At 69.5% G+C, this 13,619-nt stretch carries 13 protein-coding genes; 4 read left to right on the top strand and 9 right to left on the bottom strand.

All coding sequences use genetic code 11. The features are described from left to right. Positions 1 to 8: 8 nt before the first annotated feature. Genes A5681_RS25075 through A5681_RS25060 form a run of 4 tightly spaced genes read right to left on the bottom strand, consistent with a single transcriptional unit; the run spans position 9 to position 3,684 of the window. Positions 9 to 851, bottom strand: a complete 843-nt coding sequence (locus A5681_RS25075) for a thioesterase family protein (RefSeq protein WP_067282286.1) — start codon at positions 849 to 851, stop codon at positions 9 to 11. Between the two features lie 14 nt (positions 852 to 865). After that, the gene (locus A5681_RS25070) at positions 866 to 1,708 is read right to left on the bottom strand and encodes a sugar phosphate isomerase/epimerase family protein (RefSeq protein WP_067282283.1); all 843 of its coding nucleotides are present in this window, start codon (positions 1,706 to 1,708) and stop codon (positions 866 to 868) included. Between the two features lie 24 nt (positions 1,709 to 1,732). Next, the gene (locus A5681_RS25065) at positions 1,733 to 2,671 is read right to left on the bottom strand and encodes a hypothetical protein (protein WP_067282280.1); all 939 of its coding nucleotides are present in this window, start codon (positions 2,669 to 2,671) and stop codon (positions 1,733 to 1,735) included. Next, positions 2,668 to 3,684: a Ppx/GppA phosphatase family protein gene (locus A5681_RS25060; protein ID WP_067282272.1), complete on the bottom strand. Its 1,017-nt coding sequence runs from the start codon at positions 3,682 to 3,684 to the stop codon at positions 2,668 to 2,670. Before A5681_RS25060 ends, A5681_RS25065 begins: the two co-directional genes overlap by 4 nt. 121 nt (positions 3,685 to 3,805) lie before the next feature. On the opposite strand from A5681_RS25060, the gene A5681_RS25055 reads away from it, so the two are divergent. Next, complete coding sequence (locus tag A5681_RS25055; RefSeq protein WP_067282265.1) at positions 3,806 to 4,600, top strand: hypothetical protein; 795 nt, start codon at positions 3,806 to 3,808, stop codon at positions 4,598 to 4,600. Here A5681_RS25055 and A5681_RS25050 read toward each other — a convergent pair. Beyond that, positions 4,581 to 5,315, bottom strand: coding sequence for a FadR/GntR family transcriptional regulator (locus A5681_RS25050; RefSeq protein WP_067282264.1), 735 nt, complete (start codon positions 5,313 to 5,315; stop codon positions 4,581 to 4,583). The genes A5681_RS25055 and A5681_RS25050 overlap by 20 nt on opposite strands. 42 nt (positions 5,316 to 5,357) lie before the next feature. On the opposite strand from A5681_RS25050, the gene A5681_RS25045 reads away from it, so the two are divergent. From A5681_RS25045 to A5681_RS25035, 3 genes are read left to right on the top strand one after another with little or no spacing between them, the layout of a single operon-like run. Then, positions 5,358 to 6,308: a hypothetical protein gene (locus A5681_RS25045; RefSeq protein ID WP_067282263.1), complete on the top strand. Its 951-nt coding sequence runs from the start codon at positions 5,358 to 5,360 to the stop codon at positions 6,306 to 6,308. Continuing rightward, positions 6,305 to 6,634: a hypothetical protein gene (locus A5681_RS25040; protein ID WP_067282262.1), complete on the top strand. Its 330-nt coding sequence runs from the start codon at positions 6,305 to 6,307 to the stop codon at positions 6,632 to 6,634. The genes A5681_RS25045 and A5681_RS25040 overlap by 4 nt, the downstream gene beginning before the upstream one ends. Beyond that, positions 6,631 to 8,481, top strand: coding sequence for a GMC family oxidoreductase (locus tag A5681_RS25035; protein ID WP_067282260.1), 1,851 nt, complete (start codon positions 6,631 to 6,633; stop codon positions 8,479 to 8,481). Before A5681_RS25040 ends, A5681_RS25035 begins: the two co-directional genes overlap by 4 nt. On the opposite strand, the gene A5681_RS28215 is transcribed toward A5681_RS25035, so the two are convergent. The 4 genes from A5681_RS28215 to A5681_RS25015 all read right to left on the bottom strand — a co-directional run bounded on the left by A5681_RS28215 (position 8,432) and on the right by A5681_RS25015 (position 13,558). After that, positions 8,432 to 8,746, bottom strand: coding sequence for a hypothetical protein (locus A5681_RS28215; RefSeq protein ID WP_419866354.1), 315 nt, complete (start codon positions 8,744 to 8,746; stop codon positions 8,432 to 8,434). The two genes, A5681_RS25035 and A5681_RS28215, sit on opposite strands and share 50 nt — an antisense overlap. Positions 8,747 to 8,826: 80 nt before the next feature. After that, the gene (locus tag A5681_RS28015) at positions 8,827 to 10,032 is read right to left on the bottom strand and encodes a PPE family protein (protein WP_067282253.1); all 1,206 of its coding nucleotides are present in this window, start codon (positions 10,030 to 10,032) and stop codon (positions 8,827 to 8,829) included. Positions 10,033 to 10,202: 170 nt separating this feature from the next. Continuing rightward, positions 10,203 to 13,139 carry an RND family transporter gene (locus A5681_RS25020; protein WP_067282252.1) on the bottom strand — a complete coding sequence of 979 codons (2,937 nt, stop codon included), beginning with the start codon at positions 13,137 to 13,139 and terminating at the stop codon, positions 10,203 to 10,205. Next, positions 13,136 to 13,558 (bottom strand): MmpS family transport accessory protein, encoded by a 423-nt coding sequence (locus tag A5681_RS25015; protein ID WP_197498716.1) that lies wholly within the window; start codon positions 13,556 to 13,558, stop codon positions 13,136 to 13,138. The genes A5681_RS25020 and A5681_RS25015 overlap by 4 nt, the downstream gene beginning before the upstream one ends. Between the last annotated feature and the right edge of the window lie 61 nt (positions 13,559 to 13,619).

Below are 13,619 nucleotides of genomic sequence, written 5' to 3'. Positions count from 1 at the left end.
ACCGGCGCCTAACCAGCGGCAGGGACCAACGCCAGTTGGCGGGCTTGCACGACGAGGCGGCCCAGGCTGTCGACGACGGTGTGGTCCTCGTCGAACCAGTCGTGCCCGATCTCGGTGCAGGTCGCGATGATCCGCAGCCAGCCGTCGGCGGGCAGGCCGCGCAGGAAGGCGGTCAGCTGGACGGTGGGCGCCCAGCCTGTGCGTTCCACGGCGAAGGTCACCGGGGCCGACAGATCCCCGCACATCAGCGCGAACAGGGCGTCCGGGGCGACGTCGCGGGGGCGCGCCCACATCTGGATCACCGGCGGGCCCCCGTCGGCCGTCGGGCCCAGCGTCGACAGCACCGGTCGCACGTCGCAGCCCTCGCCCAGGTGCACCAGGCCGGCCAGCGGGTGCCCCGGTCCGATCGGCGCGATGTCCTCGGGCGGCACGGGCGCCATCAGACCCACCACCGGGTTGGCCGACAGCAGCGGCTTGGCGTCACCGTCGGGCGGAAAGTGTTCCGGCTCGCCGAGGTTGACCACGGCGTGCACCGCGGTCCGATCCCCCTGGATGAGTTCGACGTCGACGACGCTGATCCGGCGGCCACGCTTGCGGATCGAGGTGGCCAGCCGCATCGGGCCCGGGTCCGGGGCCCACAGGAAGCTCGCCGACACCGCCACCGGCTGCTGGACGGGTTCGAACTCGCTCGACGGCCCGCCACAGGCGGTGCGGGCGGCGTTGGCGCAGAGCGCCAGCATGGCGCCGCCGTGCACCTTGGGACCGATGGTCCAGTGCTTGTCGAGCTCGGCTTCAAAGACGCCGGGGTCGACCTCCCGCAATGCCATTGCGGTGGTGAATAACGCGGTCATGGTCTCCTGGGTGGTCAGCGCAGCAGGTGCGTGCGGGCGAACTGCAACGATTCGGCGAGCATGCTTTCGCGCTCGTTGGCTGAACGCGCGCTGGACGTGGAAACTTCCAAGATGACGTGGCCGGCGAAGTGGCTGCCGGCCAGCATCTCGCACACCTCGGCCGTGGGCTGCGTGCCGCGCCCGGGCACCAGGTGCTCGTCGGCGGGCAGACCGCTGCCGTCGCACAGGTGCAGGTGCACCAGCCCATTGCCCATCCGCTGCGCCATGTCCAGCGAGTCGCTGCCCGCGGTCGCGGTGTGGGACAGGTCCAGCGTGTAGTGGGCGTGGTTGCCGTCCAGCGGGTCGTAGGAGGGCGCGAACGCCGATATCGCCGGACCCGGGCCACCGCCGCGCCTGCGCATCCGCTCCAGCGATTGGCCCGAGCCGAAGAACCGATCCGCCCGGAACGGGAACATGTTCTCCACCGCCACCAGCACGTCGCTGGAGGCCTCCAGCGCGGCGACCTGGTCGCTGAAACCCTCGGCGTAGCGGCGCTGCCAGCGAAACGGCGGGTGGACGACGACGGTCTGCGCGCCGAGCTGTTCGGCCGCCCGCACGCTGCGGTCCAGCTTCGGGATCGGGTTGGCGCCCCACACCCGCTGCGAGATCAGCAGGCACGGCGCGTGCACGGACAGCACCGGGACGCGGTAGCGCCGGGACAGCTTCTGAATGGCGTCGATGTCCTGGCTGACCGCCTCGGCCCACACCATCAGCTCGACGCCGTCGTAGCCGAGCCGGGCCGCGTACTCGAACGCGGCCTCGGCCCGCAATGGGTAGACCGAAGCCGTTGAGAGTCCGACTTTGATAGCTGGGCGCAACGGTCTGTGTGGTCCCCGGTCCGCCTAGCCCGACTGCAACGACAGCGCCAACGGGCCCAGGGTGATCAGCGCCCCCACCGCGACCGCGATCAACGTGCTGGCGATGTCCTCGGTCTTGCGCACCACCCGGACGCCGACGACCAGGCCGAGGATCACCAGCACCGAGAGCACCAGCGCCACGATGCTGTTCCAGCGCCACAGCTCGTCGAAGGCGACGAACAAGCCGGCGCCGAAGGCGACCGCGAGGATTGACTGGAAGACGACCAGGCTGCCGCGCCACAGCGCCTCGAGCCGGCCTGGGGCGTGGACGTCGGCGGCCGCCGCATCGGGCGCGCCGTCGAGGTGGTCTTCGTCGCGCTCCTCGTGGGGCAACAAGCCGGCGGCGAACGGGTCCTCCGCGCCGTCTTCGTCCTCGTCGGTCTCGGTCTGCAGATAGGAGCGCACGTAGGCGGAATCCTCCAGCGCGGGCTCCGCTTCGCGCACCTCCGAATCCATGACGTCCACCGGCAGATCGGTGTAGTGGTCCAGCGGGTCGGGATTCATGTCCTCGGCACCCGATTGCCCGGCGCCGTTGGTTTCCCCCGCCTCGCCGTGGCTCAGGGGCCGCGGGTAGGCGCTGCGCTCGGGGCCGGAGCTCTTTTTGGGCTGCGACGGCGACTTGGGCCAGCGCGGCTCGGGCTGCGACCAGTAGGCGGCCGCGGGCTTTTCCTCGGTTTGCTGCTCGGGCTCGGTTTCCTCGGCGGCGGGCGGCCGTTCGGCCGTGCGGGGGTCCTCGTCGTCGTCACGGATGATCGGGATCTCGCCGGTCAGCTCGGCGACGGTCACGGCGTCGCTGTCGCCGCGCCGCCGGCGCCTGCGCCGCGTGACCGCGGGGGCGCCGATGGTTCCGTTCTTGGCCAGAAGTTCGGCCACCGAGATCGGCCGTGTGCCGGGGCTCTCGGTCTCGGAGTGTGGTCCGGTCATGCTTTGTCGCCTCTCGATCGGTTGCCGTCCCGATCACCTGCCTGGCCTCCAGCATCGCGCACGGATCGCTTCATGAGGGGCGTTCCGTCGGCTTCGCTGTCGAGTTTGCGCAAGATGAGACCTTCCCGTAACGCCCACGGGCAGATATCCACCGATTCGATCGACAGCGCTCGCATACTCGCCTCCGCTACCAGCGCACCCGCCACGATCTGTGGCGCGCGCTCGGCGCTCACCCCTTCCAGTTCTGCCCGGTCGGCGGTCGTCATCCTAGAGATGAAAGATATGAGTTGCCTGAGGCCGTTTGCTGTGAGTGTCCGCTTCACCCGCGGTCCGGCCGCCGACGGCGCCGCGCCGGTGAGCCGCGCGAGCGAGCGGAACGTCTTCGACGTCGCCACCGCCAGGTCGGGCGCGCCGGCCTCCAGGACGGCCACGGCGGCGTCGGCCAGCTCGGCATCCAGCCAGTCCCGCAACATCCCGACCCGGCGCCGCCCGGGCGGGTCGTCGGGCAGCCATTCGCGGGTCAGCCGGCCCGCGCCCAGCGGCAGCGACAGCGCGACCTCGGGCTCCTCGTCGACACCGCTGGACATCTCCAGCGATCCGCCGCCGATGTCGAGGTTGATGATCCGCCCCGCGCTCCAGCCGTACCACCGGCGCACCGCCAGGAAGGTCAGCCGCGACTCGTCGACGCCGCTCAGCGCCTCCAGCTCGACGCCGGTTTCCTTGCGGACGCGGGCCAACACGTCGTCGGAGTTCACCGCGTCGCGGAGCGCGGAGGTGGCGAACGCCATCAACTCGGCGCAGCCGGAGCTGTCCGCGATCTTGGCGAACTCGTCGATGGTGGAGATCAGCTTCTCGGCGCCGCGCTTGGTGATCTTGCCCGAGCTGTCGATCGACTCGGCCAATCGCAGCGTGGCCTTCGTCGAACTCATGGGCGTGGGATGCCCACCACGGTGCGCATCAACCACCAAGAGGTGAACCGTGTTGCTGCCCACGTCGAGCACGCCCAATCGCACGGGAAACAACCTAGTCGGATCCGGGTGGCCCCCGCGTTGCGGCCCGCTGCGCAGGTTGCCCGATCTCGTTCCGCCGGGCCCCGAGTGTCAGCAGGCCGAAGAGCCGGATTCGTCGACTAACGTGGACGGCGTGGCGGATTCCTACCCTGAGCCGGGACAAGAGGTCGAACTGGACTTCGCCCGTGAGTGGGTGGAGTTCTATGACCCGGACAATCCCGAGCACCTGATCGCGGCCGACCTCACCTGGTTGCTGTCGCGATGGACCTGCGTGTTCGGCACGCCCGCCTGCCACGGCACGGTGGCGGGCCGCCCGGACGACGGCTGCTGCTCGCATGGCGCGTTCTTGTCCGACGACGACGACCGCGCCCGGCTCGACGACGCCGTGCAGCAGCTGACCGACGAAGACTGGCAATTCCGCGAGAAGGGCCTGGGCCGCAAGGGATATCTGGAGCTCGACGAGCACGACGGGCAGCCGCAGTACCGCACGCGCAAGCACAAGGACGCCTGCATCTTCCTGAACCGGCCCGGCTTTCCCGGCGGCGTCGGATGCGCACTGCACAGCAAGGCCCTCAAGCTCGGCGTCGCGCCGCTGACCATGAAGCCCGACGTCTGCTGGCAGCTGCCGATCCGGCGCAGCCAGGAGTGGGTGACCCGGCCCGACGGCACCGAGATCCTCAAGACGTGGGTCACCGAATACGACCGCCGCGGTTGGGGTTCCGGCGGCGCCGACCTGCATTGGTATTGCACCGGCGACCCCGGCGCCCACGTCGGCGCCACGCAGGTGTGGGAGAGCATGGCCGACGAGCTCACCGAGCTGCTGGGCGCCAAGGCCTACGCGGAGCTGGCGGCGATGTGCAAGCGCCGCAGCAAGTTAGGGCTCATCGCGGTGCATCCGGCTACTCGGCTCGCCGAGTAGCACCAGTCTTCTTGTAGGACAAGAGCATTCGCTGCGCGCTGGCGTGCAGGTATGCCTCGACCGCCGCGGCCGCCCCCGCCTCGTCGCCCGCCAGGACGGCCTCGGTGATCGCGCTGAGGCCGGCCAGCACGGGCGCGGCGTCGTCATAAGCGGCGGTCAGGTCGTGCTCCCGGCCACCGAACGCGTCCTCGACCCAGCGATACAGCAACACCAGCGCGCGATTGCGGCTGTGCGAGATGAGCACCCGGAAGTAGGCGAGGTCGGCCGCCTGCCGCGCTTCGGCGCTACCGGCGTCGCGGACGGCGGCCAGCGCGGCGCGCAGGGCCTCGGCATCCTCGGGCGCGCCGCGTCGCGCCGCCGATCGGCCGATCAACGGTCCCAGCGCCGCGCGGATCTCGAACAGCTCCACCAGGAATTCGGGCCCCAGCTTGCGCACCAACGCCTCCACCACCGCGGGATGGGTGAGCCCGTGCGGGTCGGTGACCACGTTGCCGCTGCCGTGCCGGGCCTCGATCAGACCCATCTCCTGCAGCCGGGCCAGCCCCTGCCGCAGCGACGTCCGGTTGACGCCCAGCTGTTCGGCGAGATCCCGCTCGGGCGGCAAGGCCGTACCCGGCGGAAACGCGCCGTCGAGGATCGCGTCGGTGATCGACGCGGCGATCTGTTCATCGACGCGTTGGCGGTCGGGCGGGCGCAGCGGACTTGACTGGTTCATTGGCTCAACCAATATAGTGGACGGACCCACGGAAGGTGAGCAATGGACGGCGACACGCGATTGGCGGCGGCCCCACGCTGGCGCGGCAAGCCCGGCCGCCTGGAGGTCTGGTACGCCACCCTGTCGGACCCGGCGACGCGTGCCGGGTTGTGGGTGCACTGCGAGACGGTGGCCCCGCTGCGGGGCGACCCCTACGCGCACGGCTGGGCCACCTGGTTCCCGGCCGACGGTCCGCCCCGCACCGAGCGGTTCGGTCCGGCCCCCGCCCAGCCCGCGTCGGGCACCTGGTGGTTCGACGCCGCGGGCGCGCGGGTGGGCGACAAACGGCTGAGTGGGCGCGCCGGATCGCTCGCCTGGGAGCTGTCGTGGACCGACACTGGCGCACCGCTGTGGACGTTTCCCCGCGCGGCCTGGGAGCGCGAACTGCTGCCGGGCGCCCAGGTCGTTCTCGCCCCCACCGCCGACTTCGCCGGCTCGCTCACCGTGGCCGACACCGCTTTGCGCCTCGAGGGGTGGCGCGGCGGGGTCGCCCATATCTACGGGCACGGTAACGCCAAGCGCTGGGGATGGGTGCACGCCGACCTCGGCAACGGCGACGTGGTGGAGGCGGTCAGCGCCGTCTCGCACAAGCCGGGGCTGAACAGGCTGGCCCCGCTGGCGTTCGTCCGGTTTCGCCTCGACGGAAAGGATTGGCCCGCAAGCCCATTGCCGTCCCTGCGAATGCGGACGACGCTCGGCCTGACCCACTGGCAGCTGGAGGGGCGCATCGGCGGTCGCCGGGTGCTCATCCGGATCGACCAGCCGGCGCAAAAGTGCGTGAGCCTCGAATACACCGACCCCGACGGCGCTAAGGCGGTGTGCACCAACACCGAACAAGCCGACGTCCACGTCGAGATCGACGACCGGCGCTGGTCGGTGCTGGGCACGGGTCACGCCGAGGTGGGCCTGCGCGGCGATGCGGCACCGGATGTCAACGAAAGGATCCCGACATGAGCTTTCTGCTCGACCCACCCTTGCTGTTCGCCTCCGGTGTGCTCATCGAGCGGCGCCTGCCCGCCGACCGGCGCGACGTCGCCGAGGCCGCCACCCTGGGCGTCTTCTTCGGCGGGTCGTTCGGGCTCTACAACAACGTGCCCGGCCTCGGGGTGCTGTGGCGGCCCTTCCGCGCCCGCAACGGCCGCGACTTCATGTGGAACAGCGGCGTTTTCGGCGTGGACACCGCGAAGGCGGAATGGCCGCTGCACGCGGCGGCGGGCGCCATCTTCGCCACCTACCCGTTCTTCATCAAGATGGGCCGCCGCCTCGCGCGGTTGATATGAGCTTGGTCGCCTCGTTCGGCGCCGCGCTGCTGCCCGAGGAGTACGGCGGCCCGGCGGCGCCCGAGCTGGCGCAGCGCGTCGAGCGCTACCTGCGGCAGCTGCCGGCGACGTCACGGGTGGCGGCGCGCGCCGGGCTGCTCACCCTGGCCGCCGCGAGCTACGTCACCACCGGCCGGTCAATGTCGCGGCTGGGCCCCGACCGACGTGAGCAGGTGCTGCGCCGGGTCGCCGCGCTGAGCCCGGACGCCGGTGCGGCCGTCGAGGCCATGAAAGCGATCGTGTTGCTGGCCAACGGCGCGGAAACGTATGCGCCCGAGCTGCTTTCGCATGCGGCGCAGCACGGGACGGCCCGGCCCGACGCGGCGTTGAACATCGTCTCGTCGGCCGAGAGCCGCTCCGTGGTCACCGCCGATGCGGTGATCGTGGGGTCCGGCGCCGGCGGCGCGATGGTGGCCCGCGCGCTGGCGCGGGCCGGACTGGAGGTCGTCGTCCTCGAGGAGGGACGGCGGTGGTCGGTCGGGGAACTGCGCACCACCCACCCGATCGATCGCTATGCCGGGCTGTACCGGGGCGCCGGCGCCACGGTCGCACTGGGGCGCCCGTCGGTGGTGTTGCCCATCGGCCGGGCGGTGGGCGGCACCACGGTGGTGAACTCCGGCACCTGCTATCGCCCGCCTTCGGCGGTGCAGCGGCGTTGGCGCGACGAGTTCGGGCTCACCCTGGCCGATCCCGACCGGCTGGGTGAGCGCCTCGACGACGTCGAGCGCACCCTGCGGGTCGCCCCGGTGCCGCTGGAGATTATGGGCCGCAACGGTCGGCTGCTACTGGACGCCGCCGCCACGCTGGGCTGGCGGGCCGCGCCGATCCCGCGCAACGCGCCGGGCTGCGAAGGGTGCTGCCAGTGCGCGATCGGTTGCCCGCGCAACGCCAAGTTCGGCGTACACCTCAACGCGCTACCGCAGGCGTGCGCGGCGGGCGCGCGGATCATCTCCGAGGCCCGCGTCGAGCGGGTGTTGCATCGGCACGGACGCGCCCGCGGCGTGCGGGCCCGGCGGCCCGACGGCACGGCGCTGGACATCCTGGCCGACACGGTGATCGTGGCGGCCGGCGCCACCGAGACGCCAGGGTTGTTGCGGCGCAGCGGGTTTGGATCACACCTGCGGCTCGGCCGCAACCTGGCCCTGCATCCCGCGACGATGCTCGCCGGGCGCTTCGACGACGACGTCGTCGCCTGGCACGGGGTGCTGCAAAGCGCCGCGGTACACGAGCTGCACGAATCGCACGGCGTGCTGATCGAGGCCACCTCCACCCCACCAGGGATGGGCTCGATGGTGTATCCCGGCTACGGCGCCGAGCTGCTCGGCTGGCTGGACGCCGCGCCCCGGGTGGCCACCTTCGGCGCCATGGTGGCCGATCGCGGTGTCGGGTCGGTGTCCACGGTGCGCGGCGAGACGCTGGTGCGCTACAACATCGCCCCCACCGACGCCGGCAAGCTCGTGGTGGCGATCGAGGCGATGGGCCGGCTGTTGTTCGCCGCGGGCGCGACCGAGGTGCTCACCGGACTGCCCGGCGCGATGACGGTGACATCGCTGCCCGCCCTGCGTGATGCGTTGCGGCGCAGCGACCCCCGAAGCCTGCACCTGGCCGCCTTCCACCCGACCGGCACGGCCGCCGCGGGCGCCGACGATCAGTTGTGCCCCGTCGACGAGGCGGGGCGGTTGCGCGGCGTGGACGGCGTGTGGGTGGCCGACGCCTCGATCCTGCCGAGTTGCCCGGAGGTCAACCCGCAGGTGTCGATCATGGCGCTCGCGCTGGGCGTGGCCGACGAGGTGCTGGCCGCCCGGTAGTGCGCTCAGGGCTTCGCGAGTGCGTCCACGGCGGGGAATCGGCGAAATCTGCGCCATGGGCGCACGCCGAAAGCCGTGAGCGCACAACCGTTGCCGAGGATGAGCGACCGGTGATCGTTGCCATCAACGCCCGCTGGAAGGTGCGCCCCGGCGCGGCGGCGTCGACGCGCGTATCCGGCGGCGACGGCGGCGACCCGGCGTGCGGGGCGGACGTCGTCCAGGCCGCGGGAACCGACAGCGGACCGAGTGCGGCCGCGTCGCCCATCCCGGCGGACGGGGCGCCGACCCCGCACGCCGGGTGAAACGGCCACGCGGGCCGCGCGTTGGGGTGTGTCGGCACGTCCCTCATCCGACGCTGGAAACCGTTTGCGCCCAGTCCAATAGCTCATCCACATCGAGTTGCGGCTGAATTCCGGCGGTACCCGCCAGTCCCGGCGCGGCCAATCCGGCCAGCGGGGCCCCGAGGGCGCTCGACGGGCCGGGTAAGGGGGTGACCGTGACGATGCTGACCGTTCCGAAGACGTTGGTGACGGACGCGCCCGCGGGACCGGCGATCGCGGTGGCCGTGTTGCCGAGGGTTTGGACCGCGACCTGCTCCGCCCCGACGACGGGGAGTGTGGCGGAGCCGTTGACGAGGGTGACCAGAACCTCCTGGAACGAGCCGGGGGTGAGGACGAGCGGGCTGGCACCGGCGGTGACGTCGACGCCGCCGGGGACCAGGACACCGCCCTCCGAGCAATCGATCAGCGTGTGAATTGTGCTGCCGGGGTTGACGATAACGGAGCCGAAACTGATCAGGTTGGTGCCGGAACCCGTGATCGAGATCGAGCCGCTGTTGAGGTACATGCCGGTGTTGGCGCCGAGCGTGATGGTGCTGCCCGGCGGGGCGGCGACCGTCTCGCCGGGCGCGACGGGCGTGACCGCATTGGCGGTGTGCATCGTGACATTGGTCGAAGCGAGCTGCCGGGTGGTGTTGCCGGTGGCCTGCGCCGACAGCGTCTGGGCCTGAGCGCCCTGCCCGGTCGAGTTCGTGGTCCGCGGCGGTTCGTCGAACGGGGCCAGCGTGGCGGCCGTCTCGCAGGCGGCGGAATAGCCGTACATCGCGGTGGCGTCTTGCACCCACATCTGCAGGTATTGCGCCTCGGTCGCCGCGATCGCCGGGGTGTTCTGCCCGAAGAAGTTGGTCGCGATCAGCGCCAGCAATTGCGCCCGATTGGCGGCGATCACCGGCGGCGGCACGGTCATCGCAAACGCCGCCTCGTAGGCCGCCGCCGCCGCGTAGGCCTGGACGCCGGTCTGCGCGGCCTGGGCGGCGGCGGTCGACAGCCACTGGACATAGGGTGTGGCAGCGGCGGTCATCAGCAGCGACGACGGGCCGGACCACGCCTGGCCGGTCAACCCCGCCAGCTCGACGGCGTAGCCACCGGCCGTGGACTCCAGCTGACCCGCCAACGCTTCCCAGGCCGCCGCTGCTGCCAGCAACGGCGCCGCCCCGGGACCGGAATACATCAGCCCGGAGTTGACCTCCGGAGGCAGCGACGCAAAGTCCATGTCGTCAGTCCTCTCCGCGCCGGGCATGGGCGATTTTCAACGGCCATAGAATATTTTTTCAACGGCGATAGAATAACGCGCAGGGTGGTCGAGCACCAGCAAATGGCGTAAACGGCGCGTGACGATCAGGCAGCGGTCCGCCGCCGCGAAATGCCCGAGGAGCTAGACGGTTACGTCCGCGATTCCGACGCAGCCGCGTGCCGCGGCTGGTACAGCAGCGCACGAACCAGCGGACGCGGGCCGACGGACCGAAGCATCTGGCTCGCCGGACGGACCCGTACCCGCTTCGGCCACCAGAACCAGCGGCCCATCAGGGTCATGATCGACGGGGTGATCAGCGATCGCACGACGAAGGTGTCGAACATCAGGCCGAGCCCGATCGTCGTACCGAACTGACCGATCGCGCGGAGATCGCTGGAGAGCATCGTGGCCATGGTCACGGCGAACACCACACCGGCCGCGGACACCACCGGGCCCGTCACGCCGACGCCGCGGATGAGTCCGGTGTTCAGGCCGGCCCCGATTTCCTCCTCGATCCGCGACACCAGCATCAGGTTGTAATCAGACCCCACCGCCAAGAGCACGATCAACGCGAATTCCGTTGCTACCCAGTGCAACTGGAAGTGGCCCAGGTGTTGCCAGATCAATGTCGAGAATCCGAACGCTGCGCCTAGCGACAGCACGATCGTGCCGACGATGACACCTGCTGCTACCAGGGCGCGGGTGACGATCACCATGATGATGAAGATCAGCACGATCGACGCCACCGCGGCGATCAGCAGGTCGTACCAGGCGCCGGTGGCGATGTCGTTAAATGTCGCGGCGGTGCCGCCGAGATAGATGTCGGCGTTCTCCAGCGAAGTGAGCTTCAGCGCCTCCTTGGCCGCGTTGCGCTCTTGCTCGACGGACTTGATGCCTTCCGCGGTTGCCGGGTCCAGGGAGTGAGTGATGATGAAGCGCGCGGCCTTTCCGTCGGGCGACACCATCAGGCTCAACCCGAACTGGAAATCGGAGTTCTGGAAGATCTCCGGCGGCAGGTAAAACAGGCTTTCCACCCGAGCGTCGTTGAACGACTTACCCATCACAGCATTGGTGTCGGTGAGCCGGTCGAACTGGTCGATCAGACTGTCGAACGAGCTGTAGATGGTCAGCGTCGTATCCCGGATCGCCTTCGACACCGCGATGTTCTCCGGAATGATCGCCAACAATTCGCGCGTGGCCGCGGCCGTGTTGGTGAGATCGCCGGTGAGGGCGTGGAACTTCTCGGCGAGCTGATCAAACCCGTCCAAGGCATCGAACAGGCTACGCAGCGACCAGCAGATCGGGATGTCGTAGCAGTGCCTCTCCCAGTAGAAGTAGCTGCGGATCGGTCGCCAGAAGTCGTCGAAATCGGCGATGTGGTCGCGAATTTCGTCGGTGATGGCGGCGGTCTCCGCCGTGGTTTTTGCGCTGTCGTCCGTCGCGTTGGCGAGCTTCTGGGTGATCGCGTATTGGCGTTCCAGCAGGGAGATCTGGGTGTCGAGGAACCCGGTGATCTTCTTGATGTCGCCGACGCGGTCCCTCAGGTAGTTGAGGTTGTCACGGATCGGCGCGGTTTGCACGCTGAGCTGGAACGGAATTGACCCGTCTTCGATCGGTGGGCCGAGCGGTCGGGTGATGCTCTGCACCCGTTCGATGCCCGGCACCCGGAAGATGGCACCGGCAACCTTGTCCAGCACCAGCATGTCTCGGGGATTGCGCAGATCGTGGTCCGATTCGATCATCAGCAGGTCCGGGTTGAGACGGGCCTGGGTGAAGTGGCGATCGGCCGCGTCGTAGGCCTGCACCGAGGCGGCGCTATGCGGCAGGTAGTAGAGGTCGTTGTAGCGCGGGGTGAAGCCCGCGAGACCAAGGGCGCCAACGATGGCAAGAATGACGGAAACGGCGAGGATGGGCGCCGGCCAGCGCACGATGGCCGTCGCCAGGCGGCGCCACCGGGTGTAGTTGAACTTGCGCTTGGGGTCCAAAAGACCGAAGCCACTGGCGACTACGATGAGAGCGGGCGTCAGCGTGACCCCGGCCGCCACCACCACCAGCAGACCTATCGCGCACGGGAACGCCAGCGAACTGAAGTAAGGCAGCCGGGTGAACTTCAAGCAGGCCAGCGCCCCAACAATGGTCAGACCCGAGCCCAGGACCACCTTGCTGACACCGGCGAAGGTGTCGTAATAGGCGGCTTCCCGGTCCAGACCGCGTTCACGGCCCTCCTGGTAGCGGCCCACCATGAAAATCGCATAATCGGTACCCGCCGCGATCGCGAGTGAGGTCAACAGGTTCACGGCGAAGGTCGACAACCCCATGACGCCGGTTTCGCCCAGCAGCGACACCACGCCGCGGCCGGCCGCGAGCCCCACGAAGAGGATCACCATGGTCAGCAACACGGTGCTGATGGACCGGTAAACGAACATCAGCATGATCGCGATGATGACGACCGTGATGATGGTGATCTTGGCCAGGCTCTTGTCACCGACAACGATCACGTCGGCGGTCAGCGCTCCCTGGCCCGCGACGTAGGCCTTGACGCCGGCGGGCGGCTTGGAGTCCGCGACGATCTTGCGCACCGCGGCAACGGATGCGTCGCCGACCGCCCCTCCCTGATCGCCTTTGAGGTTGACCTGGACGTAGGCGGCCTTGTGGTCGTAGCTCTCCACACCCGAGGACGTGAAGCGCTGTCCCCAGAAGTTCAGCGCGTGCTCGACGTGTTCGTGGTCGGCCTGGATCTTTTTGACCAGGTCGTCGTAGAACCGGTGCGCGTCCTCGCCGAGCGGCTTATCACCGACCAGGGTGACCAGGACGAGGTTGTCCGAGTCGTACTCCTTGAACTTCTCGCCGATGTGCTTCATCCCGGTGACCGATGGCGCGTCGGAGGGCGAGAGCGGAACGGAGATCTCCTCGGCAACCTTCTCCAGCTGTGGGACGAAGACGTTGACGCCGACCGCGATCAGCACCCAGCAGACGACGATCGGCAGCGCCAGGACGCGGACGGCGCGGGCGATGCGCGGCTTGTGCTCGACTTCGGTGGGTTGTGCGACGGGTATTTCGTCGGTGTCGCTGGTGTTGTCGGTCATGCGGACTTGTCCAGGCAGGAGACCTGCGCATTGCGCGTCTCGGCTTGCCGTTGATCGACCAATTTGCCGTCGACCGTGATCCGGCAGCCGATGGAGGGGCTGTCACCTTGCGCGACGACGTAGGCGAAGATGCCGGGCATCTGGGCGACGATCGTCGTCGACCACGGCAACGTGGTGAAGTTGGCCTTCTGCGGTTGCGCGTCGGCATCCATCCAGTTGACGACGCCGGTGGTCCCCGGTGGCCCCAGGATTTCGTAGACGGCGGTCTTGGCGGCGTAGGGCGGGGTCGCATCCCGCGGATCGGGCTTGGGCAGGCCGGGCCCCGGGAAAACGCCGTTGAGGCGGTCCACCGCGACGCCGCCGATGATCACCGCCACCACGACGACCACGGGAACCCATGCCCGCTTGAGAAGCGTCAACACCGTTCCCCCCGATCACGGTCGACCAATCGGCTGATGCTAAGACAGTTCACCCGTTCGA

The organism is Mycobacterium scrofulaceum (assembly GCF_001667885.1).
In the GTDB taxonomy this organism is placed as follows: Bacteria; Actinomycetota; Actinomycetes; order Mycobacteriales; family Mycobacteriaceae; genus Mycobacterium; species Mycobacterium scrofulaceum_C.
This window is presented reverse-complemented; position numbering and strand designations above follow the sequence as displayed.

Coding starts and splice junctions, on each gene's coding strand:
- A5681_RS25075 (WP_067282286.1), bottom strand. CDS start 851: ATGACCGCGTTATTCACCACCGCAATGGCATTGCGGGAGGTCGACCCC.
- A5681_RS25065 (WP_067282280.1), bottom strand. CDS start 2,671: ATGACCGGACCACACTCCGAGACCGAGAGCCCCGGCACACGGCCGATC.
- A5681_RS25050 (WP_067282264.1), bottom strand. CDS start 5,315: ATGAACCAGTCAAGTCCGCTGCGCCCGCCCGACCGCCAACGCGTCGAT.
- A5681_RS25045 (WP_067282263.1), top strand. CDS start 5,358: ATGGACGGCGACACGCGATTGGCGGCGGCCCCACGCTGGCGCGGCAAG.
- A5681_RS25040 (WP_067282262.1), top strand. CDS start 6,305: ATGAGCTTTCTGCTCGACCCACCCTTGCTGTTCGCCTCCGGTGTGCTC.
- A5681_RS25035 (WP_067282260.1), top strand. CDS start 6,631: ATGAGCTTGGTCGCCTCGTTCGGCGCCGCGCTGCTGCCCGAGGAGTAC.
- A5681_RS28215 (WP_419866354.1), bottom strand. CDS start 8,746: ATGGGCGACGCGGCCGCACTCGGTCCGCTGTCGGTTCCCGCGGCCTGG.
- A5681_RS28015 (WP_067282253.1), bottom strand. CDS start 10,032: ATGGACTTTGCGTCGCTGCCTCCGGAGGTCAACTCCGGGCTGATGTAT.
- A5681_RS25020 (WP_067282252.1), bottom strand. CDS start 13,139: ATGACCGACAACACCAGCGACACCGACGAAATACCCGTCGCACAACCC.